Origin of the sequence: Stenotrophomonas capsici, assembly GCF_034961085.1 — a bacterium.
Taxonomy (GTDB): Bacteria; Pseudomonadota; Gammaproteobacteria; order Xanthomonadales; family Xanthomonadaceae; genus Stenotrophomonas; species Stenotrophomonas capsici.
In genome coordinates this window covers 1-20796 of record NZ_JAYFUH010000067.1, presented here as the reverse complement: position 1 = coordinate 20796, position 20796 = coordinate 1, and the positions used below count along the sequence as shown (strand labels likewise).

The 20796-nt window shown below is 63.5% G+C and carries 15 protein-coding genes and 4 tRNA genes; all 19 read left to right on the top strand.

Going from position 1 to position 20796, the window contains the following annotated elements; translation table 11 throughout:
• Positions 1 to 112: 112 nt before the first annotated feature.
• Positions 113 to 1132 (top strand): cyanophycinase, encoded by a 1020-nt coding sequence (locus tag VA603_RS06025; protein WP_323438238.1) that lies wholly within the window; start codon positions 113 to 115, stop codon positions 1130 to 1132.
• Positions 1133 to 1246: 114 nt separating this feature from the next.
• Positions 1247 to 2266, top strand: a complete 1020-nt coding sequence (locus tag VA603_RS06020; protein ID WP_323438237.1) for an isoaspartyl peptidase/L-asparaginase family protein — start codon at positions 1247 to 1249, stop codon at positions 2264 to 2266.
• A 137-nt stretch (positions 2267 to 2403) separates the two neighbouring features.
• A tRNA-Tyr gene (locus VA603_RS06015) sits at positions 2404 to 2489 on the top strand.
• A 24-nt stretch (positions 2490 to 2513) separates the two neighbouring features.
• Positions 2514 to 2587, top strand: a tRNA-Gly gene (locus tag VA603_RS06010).
• A 37-nt stretch (positions 2588 to 2624) separates the two neighbouring features.
• Positions 2625 to 2700 (top strand) — tRNA-Thr (locus VA603_RS06005).
• Between the two features lie 47 nt (positions 2701 to 2747).
• The gene (tuf, locus tag VA603_RS06000; RefSeq protein ID WP_192286596.1) at positions 2748 to 3938 is read left to right on the top strand and encodes an elongation factor Tu; all 1191 of its coding nucleotides are present in this window, start codon (positions 2748 to 2750) and stop codon (positions 3936 to 3938) included.
• Positions 3939 to 4046: 108 nt separating this feature from the next.
• Positions 4047 to 4122, top strand: a tRNA-Trp gene (locus VA603_RS05995).
• A 50-nt stretch (positions 4123 to 4172) separates the two neighbouring features.
• Positions 4173 to 4580, top strand: coding sequence for a preprotein translocase subunit SecE (gene secE, locus VA603_RS05990; protein WP_132862489.1), 408 nt, complete (start codon positions 4173 to 4175; stop codon positions 4578 to 4580).
• 10 nt (positions 4581 to 4590) lie between these two features.
• The gene (gene nusG, locus VA603_RS05985; protein ID WP_132862490.1) at positions 4591 to 5151 is read left to right on the top strand and encodes a transcription termination/antitermination protein NusG; all 561 of its coding nucleotides are present in this window, start codon (positions 4591 to 4593) and stop codon (positions 5149 to 5151) included.
• A 202-nt stretch (positions 5152 to 5353) separates the two neighbouring features.
• Positions 5354 to 5782 carry a 50S ribosomal protein L11 gene (gene rplK, locus VA603_RS05980; RefSeq protein WP_054663281.1) on the top strand — a complete coding sequence of 143 codons (429 nt, stop codon included), beginning with the start codon at positions 5354 to 5356 and terminating at the stop codon, positions 5780 to 5782.
• Between the two features lie 4 nt (positions 5783 to 5786).
• Positions 5787 to 6485, top strand: a complete 699-nt coding sequence (rplA, locus tag VA603_RS05975) for a 50S ribosomal protein L1 (RefSeq protein ID WP_132862491.1) — start codon at positions 5787 to 5789, stop codon at positions 6483 to 6485.
• 578 nt (positions 6486 to 7063) lie between these two features.
• Entirely contained in the window at positions 7064 to 7594 is a 531-nt protein-coding gene (gene rplJ / locus VA603_RS05970) for a 50S ribosomal protein L10 (protein ID WP_132862492.1), read from the top strand.
• 63 nt (positions 7595 to 7657) lie between these two features.
• A complete protein-coding gene (rplL, locus tag VA603_RS05965; RefSeq protein ID WP_132862493.1) occupies positions 7658 to 8023 on the top strand; it encodes a 50S ribosomal protein L7/L12 in 366 nt (121 codons plus the stop codon).
• Between the two features lie 346 nt (positions 8024 to 8369).
• The gene (gene rpoB, locus VA603_RS05960) at positions 8370 to 12560 is read left to right on the top strand and encodes a DNA-directed RNA polymerase subunit beta (protein WP_132862494.1); all 4191 of its coding nucleotides are present in this window, start codon (positions 8370 to 8372) and stop codon (positions 12558 to 12560) included.
• 90 nt (positions 12561 to 12650) lie between these two features.
• On the top strand, positions 12651 to 16877 hold the full coding sequence (rpoC, locus tag VA603_RS05955) for a DNA-directed RNA polymerase subunit beta' (protein ID WP_192286599.1): 4227 nt from the start codon (positions 12651 to 12653) through the stop codon (positions 16875 to 16877).
• 232 nt (positions 16878 to 17109) lie between these two features.
• Entirely contained in the window at positions 17110 to 17484 is a 375-nt protein-coding gene (rpsL, locus tag VA603_RS05950) for a 30S ribosomal protein S12 (RefSeq protein WP_004145320.1), read from the top strand.
• 10 nt (positions 17485 to 17494) lie between these two features.
• Positions 17495 to 17962, top strand: coding sequence for a 30S ribosomal protein S7 (gene rpsG / locus VA603_RS05945; RefSeq protein WP_132862496.1), 468 nt, complete (start codon positions 17495 to 17497; stop codon positions 17960 to 17962).
• A gap of 138 nt (positions 17963 to 18100) precedes the next feature.
• Complete coding sequence (gene fusA, locus VA603_RS05940) at positions 18101 to 20242, top strand: elongation factor G (protein WP_132862497.1); 2142 nt, start codon at positions 18101 to 18103, stop codon at positions 20240 to 20242.
• 53 nt (positions 20243 to 20295) lie between these two features.
• On the top strand, positions 20296 to 20796 hold a 501-nt coding region (locus tag VA603_RS05935; RefSeq protein ID WP_323438236.1), incomplete at its 3' end, for a GTP-binding protein.

The following is a 20796-nucleotide window of genomic DNA, read 5'->3' as shown; positions in this document are numbered from 1 at the left end:
GAAACTGTGAATGGGGTTCCTGCATCTAACACCTTTTTTACATGCTTGACCACTGCCGAAAAGTCTGGCATTACGCCTGAAAGCGATTACATGTGGTCGGTGGATGATGGGGATGAAACGCGTGAATTTCTGCCTTGGGCGGCTGGCGCTGGTGCTGTTGGCGCTGGGCATCGCCGGTACCGCCGTGGCACAGGCCGGTGCTGCATCGCAGAACGGTTACCGCTATTACCAGATCGGCAACCTCGACGCGCCGCGCCCGGGCAAGACGGAGGCGGCGATGCTGCTGATGGGCGGCGGCGACTGGGCCCCGGAGGCATTCCACTGGTGGGTCGAGCGTGCCGGCCATGGACGGGTGGTGATCCTGCGGGCTTCCGGCGACGATGAGTTGCAGAAGGAACTATTCAACGACGTCGGCGGCGTGACCGCGGTGCAGACGCTGGTGTTCGACAATCGCGCCGCCGCCGATGATCCGGAGGTGTTGCGCGTGGTGCGTGGCGCCGACGCGATCTTCATCGCCGGCGGTGACCAGGCGCGTTACATCCGTTTCTGGAAGGGAACGCAGCTCAATGACGCACTGAATGCGCATGTGCGGGCGGGTAAGCCGATTGGCGGCACCAGTGCCGGGCTGGCCATCCTCGGGGCGTATGCCTATGGCGCGCTGGATGGCGGGAGCGTCGATTCGGTATCCGCACTGGGCGATCCGATGGGCAGCGAAGTCACCATGGACAAGGATTTCCTCACCATGCCCTTCCTGTCCAATGTCGTGACCGACACCCATTTCGCCAAGCGCGACCGCTTGGGTCGGCTGATTGTCTTCGTCGCCCGTGCGGCCCAGGACAGCGGCAAGGGCGACATCGTCGGGATCGGCGTGGACGAGGATACGGCCCTGTGTGTGGAAGCTGACGGGCGTGCGCGGGTGTATTCGCTCAACGGGGGCTACGCCTGGCTGGTGATGCCGCAGCGCGCCGCCGAGCGGCTCACCGACGGCGCGCCGCTGGAGTTCAATGCCATCCCGGTGACCGGCGTGGGTACCGGCAGCCGCCTGCACCTGGACGGCTTCAAGGTGGACAACGCGGCCTTCACCGCGGTGGCCAGCGTGGTCGATGGCGAGCTGCAACTGCGCCCGAACTGAAGTCGCGGTGCGATTGACCGGAAAGAAGGGGCCTCGGGCCCCTTTTTCGTGGGTCACTGTTCAGCCTGTCGATGGCGTGCCTAGAATCGCCGTTCCTACCTGGAGTGATGAAACATGAAGCTGACTTCCGCGGTACTGCTGGGCCTGGCGTCGTTGTCTGCGGGGGCTGCCTGGGCGGCGCCGGCCTCCCCCCTGCTGGTCATCCATGGCGGTGCCGGCGTGGAGCGCAAGGGTTTCAGTGCGGAAGAAGAACGTGCGGCACGTGCGGCATTGACCGAAGCACTGCGCCGCGGCCATGAGGCGTTGATGGCGGGCAAGCCGGCGATGGATGCGGTGACCGCCGCGATCACCGTGCTGGAAAACGATCCCACGTTCAATGCAGGACGCGGTGCCGTCTTCACCCACGACGGAAAGAACGAGCTGGATGCCTCGCTGATGGACGGCGCCACCCTGCGCGCCGGTGCCGTGGCCGGCGTGCATACGGTGAAGAATCCGATCCTGCTGGCGCGCGCGGTGATGGAGCAGTCGCCGCACGTGATGATGGTCGGGGAGGGGGCCGAGTTGTTTGCGGCCGAGCAGAAGATCGAACTGGTCGATCCGTCCTACTTCCGCACCGAGAAGCGCTGGCAGCAGCTGCAGGAGGCACTGAGGGAGGAGGCGGCGGGGCAGGCGCACGCCAACCTGGAGACCGCCAAGCACTTCGGCACCGTGGGCGCGGTGGCCCTGGATGCCCAGGGCAAGCTCGCGGCAGGCACCTCCACCGGGGGCATGACCAACAAGCGCTACGGTCGCGTGGGCGACTCGCCGATCATCGGCGCCGGCACGTACGCCAGCGACCAGTGCGCGGTGTCCGGCACCGGTTGGGGCGAGTTCTACATCCGCCTGTCGGTGGCCCATGAAGTCTGTTCGCGCATGAAGTACCTGCACGAGAGCCCCGCCCAGGCCGGTGACGAGGTCGTGGTGAAGCGTGTGCCGGAGCTGGGGGGCGATGGTGGCGCCATCGTGCTGTCCGCCGACGGCAAGGCGGCCACGCCCTTCAATACCGAAGGCATGTACCGGGGCTGGATCGGTGCCGACGGCGTGCCGCACGTGGCCATCTTCGCGGACGAAAAACTCAAGATGCCGGGCGAATGACGGGGCAGGGTAGGTGGCGCCAAAAAACTTCAACGGATGTGAAGATTTCTGTTGACAGCATGAGGGCATATCACCAGAATAGCGGGCTCACCCACCCCTGACCGGTTCGGCCAAGGTCCTAGACAAGGGAGTGGTGCGGAGGGATACCCAAGCGGCCAACGGGGGCAGACTGTAAATCTGCTGGCTTACGCCTTCGGTGGTTCGAATCCACCTCCCTCCACCAGTTTTACGTTGTGGCAGTTCCCTTGCGGGAGTAGTTCAATGGTAGAACCTCAGCCTTCCAAGCTGATGGTGCGGGTTCGATTCCCGTCTCCCGCTCCATTGAACATTATGAAAAAGCTGCCATAATAGACAACTCGCTCACGTAGCTCAGTCGGTAGAGCACCTCCTTGGTAAGGAGGAGGTCGAAGGTTCGATTCCTTTCGTGAGCACCATCTTGCTGTAAATGCCATAACCAACTTGTTACCGAGAAGAAGCAGCCATGTCCAAGGGTAAGTTCGAGCGTACCAAGCCGCACGTCAACGTCGGCACCATCGGTCACGTTGACCATGGCAAGACCACCCTGACCGCCGCACTGACCAAGATCGGTGCAGAGCGCTTCGGCGGCGAGTTCAAGGACTACTCGTCCATCGACGCCGCGCCGGAAGAGAAGGCTCGTGGTATCACGATCTCGACCGCGCACGTTGAGTACGAATCCGAGAGCCGTCACTACGCCCACGTTGACTGCCCGGGCCACGCCGACTACGTCAAGAACATGATCACCGGTGCCGCCCAGATGGACGGCGCGATCCTGGTGTGCTCGGCCGCTGACGGCCCGATGCCGCAGACCCGCGAGCACATCCTGCTGTCGCGTCAGGTCGGCGTGCCGTACATCGTCGTGTTCCTGAACAAGGCCGACATGGTGGACGATGCCGAGCTGCTGGAACTGGTCGAGATGGAAGTGCGCGAGCTGCTGAGCAAGTACGACTTCCCGGGCGACGACACCCCGATCGTGCACGGTTCGGCCCGTCTGGCGCTGGAGGGCGACCAGAGCGACATCGGCGTGCCGGCCATCCTGAAGCTGGTCGAGGCGCTGGACAGCTGGATCCCGACCCCGGAGCGTGACGTCGACAAGCCGTTCCTGATGCCGGTGGAAGACGTGTTCTCGATCTCGGGCCGCGGCACCGTGGTGACCGGTCGTATCGAGCGCGGCGTGATCAAGGTCGGCGAAGAAATCGAAATCGTCGGTATCCGTCCGACCCAGAAGACCACCGTCACCGGCGTGGAAATGTTCCGCAAGCTGCTGGACCAGGGCCAGGCAGGCGACAACGCCGGTCTGCTGCTGCGCGGCACCAAGCGTGACGACGTCGAGCGCGGCCAGGTTCTGGCCAAGCCGGGTTCGATCACCCCGCACACCCAGTTCGACGCCGAAGTGTACGTACTGTCGAAGGACGAAGGCGGTCGTCACACTCCGTTCTTCAAGGGCTACCGTCCGCAGTTCTACTTCCGTACCACCGACATCACCGGTGCGGTCGAGCTGCCGGAAGGTGTTGAGATGGTGATGCCGGGCGACAACGTGAAGATGGCTGTCACCCTGATCAACCCGGTGGCAATGGACGAAGGTCTGCGCTTCGCCATCCGCGAAGGCGGCCGTACCGTCGGCGCCGGCGTGGTCTCGAAGATCATCAAGTAATAAGCCTGCAGTACCCAGCGGTAATTCTGCTGCTGGTTACGCGAACGGCGGGCCGGGAACCTCGGTCCGCCTTCGCCGTCTAAGGGACGTGTAAACAAGTCAAGTCATACGCCAGTAGCTCAATTGGCAGAGCAGCGGTCTCCAAAACCGCAGGTTGGGGGTTCGAGTCCCTCCTGGCGTGCCACTTGCACCTCTCTATCCAGTGACCTTGGTCGCACCAGCAACAAGAGTCGGATGAACAGCAAGATCGAACATTCCAAGTCCGCTGCTTCCGGCGGCGATATGGTCAAGTATGTTGGCGCCGCGCTGCTGGTGCTGGCGGGTCTGTTCGTCTGGTTCTGGTTCTCCTCGCCGGAAAAGGCGGCTCAGCTGGGTGCCTGGTCGGGCCAGCTGCGTGCCCTGGCTGTGGTGGTGGGACTGGTCGCCGGTGGCGCCGTGTTCATGCTGACCGCCAAGGGCCGTCAGACGCGTGAATTCCTTTCCGAATCCCGTTTCGAGCTGCGCAAGGTCGTGTGGCCGACCCGCCAGGAGGCCATCCGCATGACGTGGGTGGTGATCGTGGTGGTGATCGTGTTGAGCCTGCTGCTGGGTGGGTTCGACTTCGCGATCCAGAAGCTGACCCAGTGGTTCCTGGGTCGTTGAGGAGATAACAGTGAAGCGTTGGTACGTCGTTCACGCCTATTCAGGTTTTGAGAAGTCGGTGGCGCAGGCATTGCGCGATCGCATTGTGCGCGACGAGATGCAGGACCGCTTCGGCGACGTGCTCGTCCCGACCGAAGAAGTGGTCGAAATGCGCTCCGGCCAGAAGCGCCGTTCCGAGCGCAAGTTCTTCCCGGGTTACGTGCTGGTCCAGATCGAGACCCACGAAGAAGCCGGCATCCCGCGCATCGACAACGAAAGCTGGCATCTGGTGAAGGACACTTCCAAGGTGATGGGCTTCATCGGCGGCACTGCCGACCGTCCGCTGCCGATCCGTGACGAAGAGGCTGCAGCCATCCTGGATCGCGTTCAGGAAGGTGTCGAGAAGCCGCGTCCGAAGATCCTGTTCGAGCCGGGCCAGATGGTCCGTGTCACCGAAGGTCCCTTCAACGACTTCAATGGCGTGGTGGAAGAGGTCAACTACGAGAAGAGCCGCCTGCGCGTCTCGGTGCTGATCTTCGGTCGCGCTACCCCGGTCGAGCTCGAGTTCGGCCAGGTCGAAAAGGCGGTCTGAGTTCGCGGCCTGGCCTGTTCAGGTTGAGGTCGAAAAAACTGCTAGAATTGCCAGCTCCCTGTCATGGGGCTGAATCGAAGGCTGCCGCGAGGTGGCCTTTGGTGCGATTCAAGGATTTCAAAACGCGAATGCCGGGACGCGTGATTCCCGGTCCGATGGGGAGCCTGTTGTCGAAAGGCGCTAGCACCCGGAGAGCATAAAAATGGCAAAGAAAGTTGTCGGTTACATCAAGCTGCAGGTGAAGGCCGGTCAGGCCAATCCGTCGCCGCCGGTGGGTCCTGCGCTGGGTCAGCGCGGCCTGAACATCATGGAATTCTGCAAGGCGTTCAATGCCGCCACGCAGAAGCTGGAGCCGGGTATCCCGGTGCCGGTGATCATCACGGCCTACTCGGACCGTACCTTCACCTTCATCACCAAGAGCACCCCGGCCACCGTGCTGCTCAAGAAGGCTGCCGGTATCACCTCCGGTTCCAAGCGCCCGAACACCGACAAGGTGGGCAAGGTCACCCGCAAGCAGCTTGAAGAAATCTGCAAGGCGAAGGAGCCGGATCTGACGGCTGCTGACCTGGACGCCGCCGTGCGTACGATCGCGGGCTCTGCCCGTTCCATGGGCCTGGTGGTGGAGGGTTAATCTGATGGCACAGACCAAGCGTGAGAAGGCCATCAAGGCCGCCGTCGTTCCGGGCAAGGCCTACGCCTTCGAAGAAGCGATCAACATCCTGAAGACCGCCGCCAAGGCCAAGTTCGTCGAGTCGATCGACGTGGCCGTGCGTCTGGGCGTGGATGCCAAGAAGTCCGACCAGCAGGTGCGCGGTTCGACCGTGCTGCCGGCCGGTACCGGCAAGTCGGTCCGCGTCGCCGTGTTCGCACCGGCCGGTGCCAAGGCTGACGAAGCCCTGGCCGCTGGCGCCGAAGCCGTCGGCATGGACGACCTGGCCGAGAAGATGCAGGCCGGCGATCTGAACTATGACGTGGTCATCGCGACCCCGGACGCAATGCGCGTCGTGGGTAAGCTGGGTACCGTGCTGGGCCCGCGCGGCCTGATGCCGAACCCGAAGGTTGGCACCGTGTCGCCGAACCCGGCCGAAGCCGTGAAGAATGCCAAGTCGGGCCAGGTGCGTTACCGCACCGACAAGGCCGGCATCATCCACTGCACCATCGGCAAGGCCAGCTTCGACAACGCCGCGCTGCAGTCGAACCTGCAGGCGCTGCTGCTGGACCTGATCAAGGCCAAGCCGGCCACCTCGAAGGGCACCTATCTGCAGAAGGTTTCGGTCAGCTCGACGATGGGCCCGGGCGTCACCGTCGACCAGTCGTCGCTGACCCTGAAGTGATGTGGTGGCCCGCGTGCCTGCCGGCACGCGGCGCCATGAATGCAGTACCTCCGCGGTAGCAGCACCCGAGCCCGGCCATGCCGCCGGATGCTGCTTCCACGGGACCGCAACAGCAGTGTCACCCGTCAGGGCGATGCTGGACATTTGAAGGCATCGCGCCGGTCCGCCGACGCGATAGCCGTCAAAGACCGCAGGCGCGGTCAGCGCATACCGGCGACGGGCACGGAAGCTCGATCTGGCAAGGAGTCGCCGCCGGCATAGCGGGATCGCTTAATCGATCCACTCGTGGATCACCCTGCGTAGATGGTGATGCCCTTCTGGAGTTTTCTGGTTTAACGCACGTCTGGGGTAACCCGGGTTGGCCCACTCCAGGTCTAGAACGGCCACCACAGGAGCATCGTTCCGATGTTCCCGGCGTCCAGGAAGGATGCTGCCATGGACCGTAAGCGGCAGGGAGCCGTGAGCGGAGTTTGTTTGAAGCAGGGATTCGGGATTCGATGTGGGTGCGGTGGAGGCGGCTTCGCTTCCGGCCGAAACCGGATCACCCTTCCCGGTCCCCGCTTTAACGGAGGAGTGCAATGGCTCTCAATCTGTCCCAGAAGCAAGAAGTAGTCGCCGAACTGGCAGACGTCGCCGCCAAGGCCCACTCCTTGATCGCAGCCGAATACGCTGGCACCACGGTCGCCCAGATGACCGCGATGCGCAAGCAGGCCCGCGAAACCGGCGTTTTCTTGAAGGTTGTCAAGAACACGCTGGCCGCGCGCGCCGTTGAAGGCACCGATTTCGCAGTTGCAAAGGACCAGATGGTCGGTCCGCTGCTGTACGCGTTTTCGCTCGAGGAGCCCGGCGCAGCCGGTCGCCTGATCAAGGATGCAGCCAAGGGCAACGACAAGCTGAAGGCGAAGGTCGTGGCAATCGGCGGGGAAATCTTCCCGGCCAGCCACGTCGAAGTGCTGGCATCGCTGCCGACCCGTGATCAGGCCCTGGCCATGCTGGCCCGCGTCCTGACCGAGCCGGTCACCATGTTCGCGCGCGCCGTCAAGGCTGTCGGTGAAAAGCAGGACGGTGGTGCAGCAGCAGCTGCCGAGCCGGCCGCTGAAACCGCCTAAGTTCGACGTCCCCGTGGTTCCGTCCGGAACCTCAATCCAGAATATTTTCCAAAGGTAATCAAAATGTCCCTTACCAACGAACAGATCGTCGACGCCATCGCCGAGAAGTCCCTGATGGAAGTGATGGAGCTGGTCAAGGCCATCGAAGAGAAGTTCGGCGTCTCCGCCGCTGCCCCGGTTGCCGTTGCCGTTGCCGGCCCAGCCGCTGTGGTTGAAGAGCAGACCGAATTCAACGTCATCCTGAAGGACGCCGGCGCCAAGAAGGTCGACGTCATCAAGGCCGTCCGCGCCATCACCGGCCTGGGCCTGAAGGAAGCCAAGGACCTGACCGAAGCCGGTGGCGTCGTGAAGGAAGGCGCTTCGAAGGAAGACGCCGACAAGTTCAAGAAGGAACTGGAAGCCGCCGGCGCGACCGTCGAGCTGAAGTAATCAGTTCCTTGCGTCGCCATTGTTTCGCGGCGATGCAGCCAGGGCTGGGGGTGTAAACCCCCGGCCTTTGGTCGTTTCAAACGTCGTGATGCCGGGCTTGGCCGGGCACCAGGACGGGTAGGGCCGGGCCACGCCCGGCAGGCTGTAGATGTAGAAAGTCCAACGTGGCAGGTGTCCGTCGCCGCCTCCTCCGGGAATGAGCGAACACGGGCACAAGCGAGTTGGCAGTTGGAAGTAGCGGGAGAAGGCGTGCTGGTGCCGGCAATACCAGCGACTTCCAACTGACAATTTCAAGTTTCCCTACGGGTCGTGGACGCACGGCCCGCACAACAAGGTGGAAGACCTCATGACGTCCTATTCGTACACCGAAAAAAAGCGCATCCGCAAGGATTTCGGCAAGCAGCGCTCGATCCTCGAGGTGCCGTTCCTGTTGGCCATCCAGGTCGACTCGTACCGCGATTTCCTGCAGGAAAACGTCGACCCGGCCAAGCGCACCGACCACGGCCTGCACGCTGCGCTGAAGTCGGTGTTCCCGATTTCCAGCTACAGCGGAAATGCCGCCCTGGAGTACGTGGGCTACAAGCTGGGCGACCCGGTGTTCGACGAGCGTGAGTGCCGCCAGCGCGGCATGAGCTACGGCGCGCCGCTGCGCGTTACCGTGCGCCTGGTCATCTACGACCGCGAGTCGTCCACCAAGGCGATCAAGTACGTGAAGGAGCAGGAGGTCTATCTGGGCGAAATCCCGCTGATGACCGAGAACGGCACCTTCATCGTCAACGGTACCGAGCGCGTCATCGTGTCGCAGCTGCACCGTTCGCCGGGCGTGTTCTTCGACCACGACCGCGGCAAGACCCACAGCTCGGGCAAGCTGTTGTACAGCGCCCGCATCATTCCTTACCGCGGCTCCTGGCTGGACTTCGAGTTCGACCCGAAGGACGCGCTGTTCACCCGTATCGACCGTCGCCGCAAGCTGCCGGTGTCGATCCTGCTGCGCGCGCTTGGCTACAGCAACGAAGAGATGCTGGCCGAGTTCTTCGAGATCAACACGTTCCACATCAACCCGGACGAAGGCGTGCAGCTGGAGCTGGTGCCGGAGCGCCTGCGTGGTGAAACCCTGGGCTTCGACCTGGCCGACGGTGACAAGGTCATCGTGGAAGCCGGCAAGCGCATCACCGCGCGCCACATCAAGCAGCTGCAGGCCTCGGGCATCGCCGCCCTGGCCGTGCCGGACGACTACCTGGTCGGCCGCATCCTGTCGCACGACGTGGTCGATGCGAACACCGGTGAACTGCTGGCCCAGGCCAACGACGAGATCAGCGACGAGCAGCTGCAGAACTTCCGCAAGGCGGGCGTTGATGCGGTCGGCACCCTGTGGGTGAACGACCTGGACCGTGGCGCGTACCTGTCCAACACCCTGCGCATCGACCCGACCAAGACCCAGCTGGAAGCCCTGGTCGAGATCTATCGCATGATGCGCCCGGGCGAGCCGCCGACCAAGGACGCCGCGCAGAACCTGTTCCACAACCTGTTCTTCACCTTCGAGCGCTACGACCTGTCCACGGTCGGCCGCATGAAGTTCAACCGCCGTGTCGGCCGCAAGGAAGTCACCGGCGAAGCCGTGCTGTACGACAGCAAGTACTTCGGCGAGCGCAACGACGAAGAATCCAAGCGCCTGGTCGGCGCCCACGGCGAATCGTCCGACATCCTGGACGTGATCAAGGTGCTGACCGAGATCCGCAACGGCCGTGGCGTGGTGGATGACATCGACCACCTGGGCAACCGTCGCGTGCGTTCGGTCGGCGAAATGGCCGAGAACGTGTTCCGCGTGGGCCTGGTCCGCGTCGAACGCGCGGTCAAGGAACGCCTGTCGATGGCCGAGTCCGAAGGCCTGACCCCGCAGGAGCTGATCAACGCCAAGCCGGTCGCCGCTGCCATCAAGGAATTCTTCGGTTCCTCGCAGCTGTCGCAGTTCATGGACCAGAACAACCCGCTGTCGGAAGTGACGCACAAGCGCCGCGTCTCGGCACTGGGCCCGGGCGGCCTGACCCGCGAGCGCGCCGGCTTCGAAGTGCGCGACGTGCACCCGACCCATTACGGCCGCGTCTGCACCATCGAAACGCCGGAAGGCCCGAACATCGGCCTGATCAACTCGCTGGCCGTGTTCGCACGCACCAACAAGTACGGCTTCCTGGAAACCCCGTACCGCAAGGTCGTGGACGGCAAGGTCACCGACGACGTCGAGTACCTGTCGGCGATCGAGGAAAACGAGTACGTGATCGCCCAGGCCAACGCCCTGACCGACGCCAAGAACATGCTCACCGAGCTGTTCGTGCCGTGCCGCTACCAGGGTGAGTCGCTGCTCAAGCCGCCGGCGGAAGTCCACTTCATGGACGTCTCGCCGATGCAGACCGTGTCCGTCGCCGCGGCGCTGGTCCCGTTCCTGGAGCACGATGACGCAAACCGCGCACTGATGGGCGCGAACATGCAGCGCCAGGCCGTGCCGACCCTGCGCTCGCAGAAGCCGCTGGTGGGTACCGGCATCGAGCGCGCCGTGGCGCGTGACTCGGGCGTGACCGTGAACGCCCGTCGTGGTGGCGAGATCGTGCAGATCGACGCCGGCCGCATCGTGGTCAAGGTCAACGAGAACGAGATCACGGACGCCGCCGACGCCGGCGTGGACATCTACAACCTGATCAAGTACACCCGCTCGAACCAGAACACCTGCATCAACCAGCGTCCGCTGGTGAACGTGGGTGACGTGATCGCGCGTGGCGACGTGCTGGCCGACGGCCCGTCCACCGACATCGGTGAACTGGCGCTGGGCCAGAACATGCTGATCGCGTTCATGCCGTGGAACGGCTACAACTTCGAAGACTCCATCCTGCTTTCCGAGCGCGTGGTGGAAGAGGATCGCTACACCACGATCCACATCGAGGAGCTGACCTGCGTCGCGCGTGACACCAAGTTGGGGCCGGAGGAAATCTCGGCCGACATCCCGAACGTCTCCGAGCAGGCGCTGAACCGCCTGGACGAGAGCGGCGTGGTGTACATCGGTGCCGAAGTGCGCGCCGGCGACATCATGGTCGGCAAGGTCACCCCGAAGGGCGAAAGCCAGCTGACCCCGGAAGAGAAGCTGCTGCGCGCCATCTTCGGCGAGAAGGCTTCGGACGTTAAGGACAGCTCGCTGCGCGTTCCGCCGGGCATGGACGGCACCGTCATCGACGTGCAGGTCTTCACCCGCGACGGCATCGAGAAGGACAAGCGCGCCCGCCAGATCGAAGAGAACGAGATCAAGCGCGTCAAGAAGGACTTCGACGACCAGTTCCGCATCCTGGAAGGCGCCATCTACGCCCGTCTGCGTTCGCAGATCGTGGGCAAGGTGGTCAACGGCGGCGCCGGCCTGAAGAAGGGCGACGTGATCTCCGACGCATTCCTGGACGGCCTGAAGAAGTCCGACTGGTTCACCCTGCGCATGAAGGACGACGACGCAGCCGAAGCCATCGAGCGCGCCCAGATGCAGATCCAGGCGCACGAGAAGGAATTCGAGCGCCGCTTCGCCGACAAGCGCGGCAAGATCACCCAGGGCGACGACCTGGCACCGGGCGTGCTGAAGATGGTCAAGGTGTTCCTGGCCGTGAAGCGTCGCATCCAGCCGGGTGACAAGATGGCAGGCCGCCACGGCAACAAGGGTGTGGTCTCCAACGTGGTGCCGGTCGAAGACATGCCGTACATGGCCGATGGCACCTCGGTGGACATCTGCTTGAACCCGCTGGGCGTGCCGTCGCGTATGAACATCGGCCAGATCCTGGAAGTGCACCTTGGCTGGGCCGCGAAGGGCCTGGGCAAGCGCATCCAGCGCATGCTGGAGCAGCAGCGCGCCGTCAGCGAGCTGCGTGAGTTCCTGGGCAAGGTCTACAACCACGACTCGGCCCTGGCCGGTGAGCGCGTCGACCTGACGCAGTTCAGCGACGAGGAACTGATCAACCTGGCCAAGAACCTGACCGACGGCGTGCCGATGGCAACCCCGGTGTTCGACGGCGCGCTGGAAGACGAGATCCGCGAAATGCTGAACCTCGCCTACCCGGACGGTGCCCCGGAGACCGAGGTGCTGGGCTTCAACGGCAGCAAGACCCAGATGCAGCTGTTCGACGGCCGCACCGGCGAAGCATTCGACCGCAAGACCACCGTCGGCTACATGCACTACCTGAAGCTGAACCACCTGGTCGACGACAAGATGCACGCCCGTTCGACCGGCCCGTACTCGCTCGTCACCCAGCAGCCGCTGGGCGGCAAGGCGCAGTTCGGTGGCCAGCGCTTCGGTGAAATGGAAGTCTGGGCGCTGGAAGCCTACGGCGCGGCCTACACCCTGCAGGAAATGCTGACGGTGAAGTCCGACGACGTGCAGGGCCGCAACCAGATGTACAAGAACATCGTCGACGGCGAGCACGAGATGGTCGCGGGCATGCCGGAATCCTTCAACGTGTTGGTGAAGGAAATCCGCTCGCTGGCCATCAACATGGAACTGGAAGACAACTGATCGGGCAGGCGCTGCTGCAGTGATGCATCAGCGCCGCCAGCAGCGACCTGACAGCCCATCGACAAAGATTTCCTCCTTTCGGAGAACACCATGAAAGACCTGCTCAACCTCTTCAACCAGCAGCGCCAGACGCTGGACTTCGACGCGATCAAGATCGCGCTGGCCTCGCCGGACCTGATCCGTTCGTGGTCCTTCGGCGAAGTGAAGAAGCCGGAAACCATCAACTACCGTACCTTCAAGCCGGAGCGTGACGGCCTGTTCTGCGCCGCCATCTTCGGACCGGTCAAGGACTACGAGTGCCTGTGCGGCAAGTACAAGCGCATGAAGCACCGCGGCGTGGTCTGCGAGAAGTGCGGCACCGAAGTGACCCTGGCCAAGGTGCGCCGCGAGCGCATGGGCCACATCGACCTTGCCTCGCCGGTCGCCCACATCTGGTTCCTCAAGTCGCTGCCCTCGCGCATCGGCCTGATGCTGGACATGACCCTGCGCGACATCGAGCGCGTGCTGTACTTCGAAGCCTACGTGGTGACCGAGCCGGGCCTGACCGCTCTGGAGCGCCGCCAGCTGCTGACCGAAGAACAGTACCTGCAGGCCCGCCAGGAGCACGGCGACGACTTCGACGCCGCCATGGGCGCCGAGGCTGTCTACGAGCTGCTGCGCACCATCGACCTGCAGGCCGAGATGGTCCGCCTGCGCGAGGAAATCGCCTCGACCGGTTCGGAAACCAAGCTCAAGCGCCTGACCAAGCGCATCAAGCTGGTCGAAGCCTTCCTGGAATCGGGCAACCGCCCGGAATGGATGGTGATGACCGTGCTGCCGGTGCTGCCGCCGGACCTGCGTCCGCTGGTGCCGCTGGACGGTGGCCGCTTCGCGACCTCCGACCTGAACGACCTGTACCGCCGCGTCATCAACCGCAACAACCGCCTGCGCCGCCTGCTCGAGCTCAACGCGCCGGACATCATCGTGCGCAACGAAAAGCGCATGCTGCAGGAATCGGTTGACGCCCTGCTGGACAACGGCCGTCGCGGCCGTGCCATCACCGGCACCAACAAGCGCCCGCTCAAGTCGCTGGCCGACATGATCAAGGGCAAGCAGGGTCGCTTCCGCCAGAACCTGCTGGGCAAGCGCGTGGACTACTCCGGCCGTTCGGTGATCACCGTCGGTCCGTACCTCAAGCTGCACCAGTGCGGCCTGCCGAAGAAGATGGCGCTGGAGCTGTTCAAGCCGTTCGTCTTCGCCAAGCTGCAGCGTCGTGGCCTGGCCACCACCATCAAGGCCGCCAAGAAGCTGGTCGAGCGCGAGGAAGGCGAAGTCTGGGACGTCCTGGAAGAAGTCATCCGCGAGCATCCGGTGCTGCTGAACCGCGCGCCGACCCTGCACCGCCTGGGCATCCAGGCGTTCGAACCGCTGCTGATCGAAGGCAAGGCCATCCAGCTGCACCCGCTGGTCTGCACCGCGTTCAACGCCGACTTCGACGGTGACCAGATGGCCGTCCACGTGCCGCTCTCGCTGGAAGCCCAGCTCGAAGCGCGTGCGCTGATGATGTCCACCAACAACATCCTGTCGCCGGCCAACGGCGAGCCGATCATCGTGCCGTCGCAGGACGTGGTGTTGGGCCTGTACTACATGAGCCGCGCCCTGGTGAACAAGAAGGGCGAGGGCATGGTGTTCGCCAACACCGACGAAGTGAAGCGCGCCTACGACAACCGTCTGGTCGAGCTGCACGCCAAGGTGAAGGTGCGCATCACCCAGGTCGAGCGCGACGAGGAAGGCAACAAGGTCACCAAGACCTCGATCCAGGACACGACCGTCGGCCGTGCGCTGCTGAGCGAGATCATGCCCGAGGGCCTGCCGTTCGAGCTGTGCAACACCGAGATGACCAAGAAGAACATCTCGCGCCTGATCAACCAGAGCTACCGCCTGCTTGGCCTGAAGGACACCGTGGTGTTCGCCGACAAGCTGATGTACACCGGTTATGCCTACGCAACCCGCGCCGGCGTGTCGATCGGTATCGACGACATGCTGATCCCGGATGAGAAGAAGGGCATCCTGGGCGAAGCCGAGCAGGAAGTGCTGGAAATCCAGGAGCAGTACCAGTCCGGTCTTGTCACCGCGGGCGAGCGCTACAACAAGGTGGTCGACATCTGGTCGCGCACCAACGAGCGCATCGCCAAGGCGATGATGGAAACCATCGGTACCGAGAAGGTCGAGGATTCGGAAGGCAAGATCGTCGACCAGAAGTCGATGAACTCGCTGTACATCATGGCCGACTCCGGCGCGCGTGGTAGCCAGGCGCAGATCCGTCAGCTGGCCGGCATGCGCGGCCTGATGGCCCGCCCGGACGGCTCGATCATCGAGACGCCCATCAAGGCGAACTTCCGCGAAGGCCTGAACGTGCAGGAGTACTTCAACTCCACCCACGGTGCCCGTAAGGGTCTGGCCGATACCGCGCTGAAGACGGCGAACTCGGGTTACCTGACCCGTCGTCTGGTCGACGTGGCGCAGGACGTGGTGATCACCGAAGTCGACTGCGGCACCGTCGAAGGCCTGACCATGACCCCGATCGTTGAAGGCGGCGACGTGGTCGAGCCGTTGAAGGACCGCGTGCTGGGCCGCGTGGTTGCCGAGGACGTGTTCCTGCCGGGCAACGACGAGGATCCGATCGTGACCCGCAACACGCTGCTCGACGAGCAGTGGGTGAACAAGCTGGAAGAAGCCGGCGTGCAGACCATCAAGGTCCGCTCGACGATCACCTGCGAGTCGGCGTTCGGCGTGTGCTCGCGCTGCTACGGCCGCGATCTGGCCCGTGGCCACATCGTCAACATCGGTGAAGCGGTCGGCGTCATCGCCGCGCAGTCGATCGGTGAGCCGGGTACCCAGCTGACCATGCGTACGTTCCACATCGGTGGTGCGGCATCGCGTGCGGCGGCGGTGGACAACATCACCGTCAAGACCACCGGTTCGGTCAAGTTCAACAACCTCAAGCACGTCGAGCAGGTCAGCGGTTCGCTGGTCGCGGTGTCGCGCTCGGGCGAAATCTCCGTGCTCGACCCGCACGGCCGTGAGCGCGAGCGCTACAAGCTGCCGTACGGCGCCACCATCACCGTCAAGGATGGTGCCGAGATCAAGGCTGGCCAGACCGTGGCCAACTGGGATCCGCATAACCACCCGATCGTGTCGGAAGTGGCTGGCTTCGTGCGCTTCATCGACTTCGTCGACGGCATCACCGTCATCGAGAAGACCGATGAACTGACCGGCCTGGCTTCGCGTGAAATCACCGACCCGAAGCGTCGTGGCTCGCAGGCCAAGGACCTGCGTCCGCTGGTCCGCATCGTCGATGGCAAGGGCAATGACCTGACCATCCCGGGCACCGACCTGCCGGCGCAGTACCTGTTGCCGCCGCGTTCGATCGTCAACCTGCAGGACGGCGCCCCGGTGGGCGTGGGCGACGTGGTCGCCAAGATCCCGCAGGAAGCGTCCAAGACCCGCGACATCACCGGTGGTCTGCCGCGCGTTGCCGACCTGTTCGAAGCGCGCAAGCCGAAGGATCCGGCGATCCTGGCCGAGCGTTCGGGCATCATCAGCTTCGGCAAGGACACCAAGGGCAAGCAGCGCCTGATCATCAAGGACACCGATGGTTCCGAGCACGAAGAGCTGATCCCGAAGTACCGCCAGATCATCGTGTTCGAAGGCGAGCACGTGACCCGCGGCGAAACCATCGTGGACGGCGAGCCGAGCCCGCAGGACATCCTGCGCCTGAAGGGCGTGGAAGAGCTGGCGCGCTACCTGGTCAAGGAAATCCAGGACGTGTACCGCCTGCAGGGCGTGAAGATCAACGACAAGCACATCGAAGTGATCTCGCGTCAGATGCTGCGCAAGGTTGAAATCACCGACCAGGGCAACAGCAAGTTCCTGAACGGCGAGCAGGCTGAACGCCAGCGCGTCATCGAGGAAAATGCCAAGCTGGCCACCCGCAACGAGCTGCCGGCGCAGTTCGATCCGGTCCTGCTGGGCATCACCAAGGCCTCGCTGGCAACCGAATCGTTCATCTCGGCCGCTTCGTTCCAGGAAACCACCCGCGTGTTGACCGAGGCTGCCGTGCGCGGCACCGCCGACAACCTGCGCGGCCTGAAGGAAAACGTGATCGTCGGCCGCCTGATCCCGGCCGGTACCGGCCTGGCGTACCACGCCAAGCGCCGTCGCGGTGCCTCGGGCCTGACGGAATCGGAAATCCAGACCCTGGCCGGCACGGCAGCGGTTGCCGATGTTGAAACCGCGTCGCCGGAAGCCGAGCAGGCAACGGGCGGCGAGGAGTAAGATAGTGGGGCTGGCCGGTCCGCTTGCGGGCCGGCCCGCTCAACCTGAACGGGGTACACGGAGGCGCCCCTGTAACAGTCCTGGATCAGGGCTGGCTTGACGGGTAGGTGTTTGACTGCCTACTTGACAAGTTGCTACAATCGTCTGTCTCAGCAGGCCTAAAATTTGGGCCTGCTTTACATTTTCCGCATCTATGACCGGATTTTCCGGTCCCACTCAGAAGAACCTACTGATGGCGACGATCAACCAGCTGGTCCGCAAGCCGCGGCAAGCGACCACCTACAAGAGTGCCTCCCCGGCCCTCGACAAGTGCCCGCAGCGCCGTGGCGTCTGCACCCGTGTCTACACCACCACTCCGAAGAAGCCGAACTCGGCTCTGCGCAAGGTTGCCAAGGTCCGCCTGACCAACCAGGAAGAAGTGATTTCCTACATCGGTGGTGAAGGCCACAACCTGCAGGAGCACTCCGTGGTCCTGATCCGCGGCGGTCGCGTCAAGGACCTGCCGGGTGTGCGTTACCACACCGTTCGTGGCTCGCTCGACGCCGCCGGCGTCGCCAAGCGTCGCCAGGCCCGTTCCAAGTACGGCGCCAAGCGTCCGAAGGCCTAAGGAGTAAGACATGTCCCGTAAAGGTAATACCCCGCAGCGTTCGGTCCTGCCCGATCCCAAGCACGGAAGCGAGACCATCGCCCGTTTCATCAACATGGTGATGCAGAGCGGCAAGAAGTCGGTCGCTGAAAAGATCGTCTATGGCGCCATGGACGTGATCGGTGAAAAGAACCCGAACGCCATCGAACTGGTGCAGAAGGCTCTGGACAACGTCGCCCCGGGCGTGGAAGTGAAGTCCCGTCGTGTCGGCGGTGCCACCTACCAGGTGCCGGTCGAAGTGCGTGCCTCGCGCAAGATGGCCCTGGCCATGCGCTGGCTGATCGAATCGGCCCGCAAGCGTGGTGAGAACACCATGCCGCGCAAGCTGGCAGCCGAGCTGCTGGACGCGTCGGAAAACCGTGGCGGCGCCATCAAGAAGCGTGAAGAAACCCACCGTATGGCGGAAGCGAACAAGGCGTTCGCCCACTACCGCTGGTGATTTCGAAGGGGCCTTGGAAACAGGGCCCCTGACACCCATCTGGTGTCACTTGTGGCGCTTTGAGCGCCGCTTCAATCCGAAGGCCGCCGCAAGGCGGCGTTCGGCCATCCGAATTCCAAGAAATTTGAGAGGCTCCCCGTGGCCCGTACTACTCCCATCGAGCGTTACCGCAACTTCGGCATCATGGCTCACATCGATGCCGGCAAGACCACCACGTCCGAGCGCATCCTGTTCTACACCGGCAAGAGCCACAAGCTCGGTGAAGTGCATGACGGTGCCGCCACCATGGACTGGATGGAGCAGGAGCAGGAGCGTGGCATCACGATCCAGTCTGCTGCCACCACCGCGTTCTGGAAGGGCATGGACAAGTCCCTGCCGGAGCACCGCTTCAACATCATCGACACCCCCGGGCACGTTGACTTCACCATCGAAGTCGAGCGCTCGCTGCGCGTGCTCGACGGTGCCGTGTTCGTGCTGTGCGCCGTCGGTGGCGTCCAGCCGCAGTCGGAGACCGTGTGGCGCCAGGCCAACAAGTACCACGTGCCGCGCATCGCGTTCGTCAACAAGATGGACCGTACCGGTGCCAACTTCTTCAAGGTCCGTGACCAGCTGAAGGCCAAGCTGGGCGCCGTGCCGGTGCCGATGCAGGTGCCGATCGGTGCCGAGGAAGGCTTCAAGGGCGTGGTCGATCTGCTCAAGATGAAGGCCATCCATTGGGATGAGGCTTCGCAGGGCATGAAGTTCGAGTACGGCGAGATCCCGGCCGACCTGGTGGAGAAGGCTGAAGAAGCCCGCACCTTCATGATCGAGACCGCGGCCGAAGCCAACGAAGAGCTGATGGAAAAGTATCTGGGCGGCGAAGAGCTGGCCGAGGCTGAAATCATCGAGGCGCTGCGCGTTCGTACCCTGGCCACCGAGATCGTGCCGATGTTCTGCGGCTCGGCGTTCAAGAACAAGGGCGTGCAGGCCATGCTCGACGGCGTGATCCAGCTGCTGCCGTCGCCGGTCGACGTGCCGGACGTGAAGGGCGTGGACGTCGACGACGACACCATCGAGATGACCCGCAAGTCGGACGACAAGGCTCCGTTCTCGTCGCTGGCCTTCAAGATCATCACCGACCCGTTCGTCGGCGCGCTGACCTTCTTCCGCGTCTACTCCGGCGTGCTGACCGGTGGCGACACCGTGCTGAACTCGGTGAAGAACAAGAAGGAGCGCATCGGCCGCATCCTGCAGATGCACTCGAACAACCGCGAGGAAATCAAGGAAGTTCTGGCCGGTGACATCGCTGCTGCCGTGGGCCTGAAGGACACCACCACCGGTGACACGCTGTGCTCGATCGATGCACCGATCGTGCTTGAGCGCATGACTTTCCCGGAGCCGGTGATCTCGATGGCGGTCGAGCCGAAGACCAAGTCGGACCAGGAAAAGATGGGTCTGGCACTGGGCCGCCTGGCGCAGGAAGATCCGTCGTTCCGCGTGAAGACCGACGAAGAATCCGGCCAGACGATCATCTCGGGCATGGGCGAGCTGCACCTGGACATCATCGTTGACCGCCTCAAGCGCGAGTTCAACGTTGAAGCCAACGTCGGCAAGCCGCAGGTCGCGTACCGCGAGACCATCCAGCAGGCTGACGTCAAGTCGGATTACAAGCACGCCAAGCAGTCCGGTGGTAAGGGTCAGTACGGTCACGTCGTGATCGAGCTGTCGCCGATCACCGCTGAAGACCGCGCCGATCCGAAGCTGGCTGCCGCCATCAAGGACGACTTCCTGTTCATCAACGACATCACCGGTGGCGTGATCCCGAAGGAATTCATTCCTTCCGTGGAAAAGGGCCTGCGCGAAACCATCACCAGCGGTCCGCTGGCTGGCTTCCCGGTGGTGGACGTCAAGGTCAAGCTGGTGTTCGGCTCGTACCACGACGTCGACTCCTCGGAAATGGCGTTCAAGCTCGCCTCGTCGATGGCCTTCAAGCAGGGCTTCGCCAAGGCCAAGCCGGTGCTGCTGGAGCCGATCATGAAGGTCGAGATCGTGACCCCGGAGGATTACCAGGGTGACGTGATGGGCGACGTGAGCCGCCGTCGTGGCGTGCTGCAGGGTTCGGGCACCACCGGTGACGGTTCGGCCAGCATCATCAACGCGATGATCCCGCTGGGCGAAATGTTCGGTTACGCCACCGCGCTGCGTTCGCAGACCCAGGGTCGCGCGACCTTCACGATGGAATTCGACCATTACGAGCCGGCGCCGACCAACATCGCCGAAACTGTCATGAAGAAGGCCTGAGTCATCTGACTCAGGCTCTCCAAACAAAAATCAGCTAATCAAGGAATAGAAACATGTCCAAGGGCAAGTTCGAACGTACCAAGCCGCACGTCAACGTCGGCACCATCGGCCACGTTGACCATGGCAAGACCACCCTGACCGCCGCGCTGACCAAGATCGGTGCAGAGCGCTTCGGCGGCGAGTTCAAGGACTACTCGTCCATCGACGCCGCGCCGGAAGAGAAGGCTCGTGGTATCACGATCTCGACCGCGCACGTTGAGTACGAATCCGAGAGCCGTCACTACGCCCACGTTGACTGCCCGGGCCACGCCGACTACGTCAAGAACATGATCACCGGTGCCGCCCAGATGGACGGCGCGATCCTGGTGTGCTCGGCCGCTGACGGCCCGATGCCGCAGACCCGCGAGCACATCCTGCTGTCGCGTCAGGTCGGCGTGCCGTACATTGTCGTGTTCCTGAACAAGGCCGACATGGTGGACGATGCCGAGCTGCTGGAACTGGTCGAGATGGAAGTGCGCGAGCTGCTGAGCAAGTACGACTTCCCGGGCGACGAC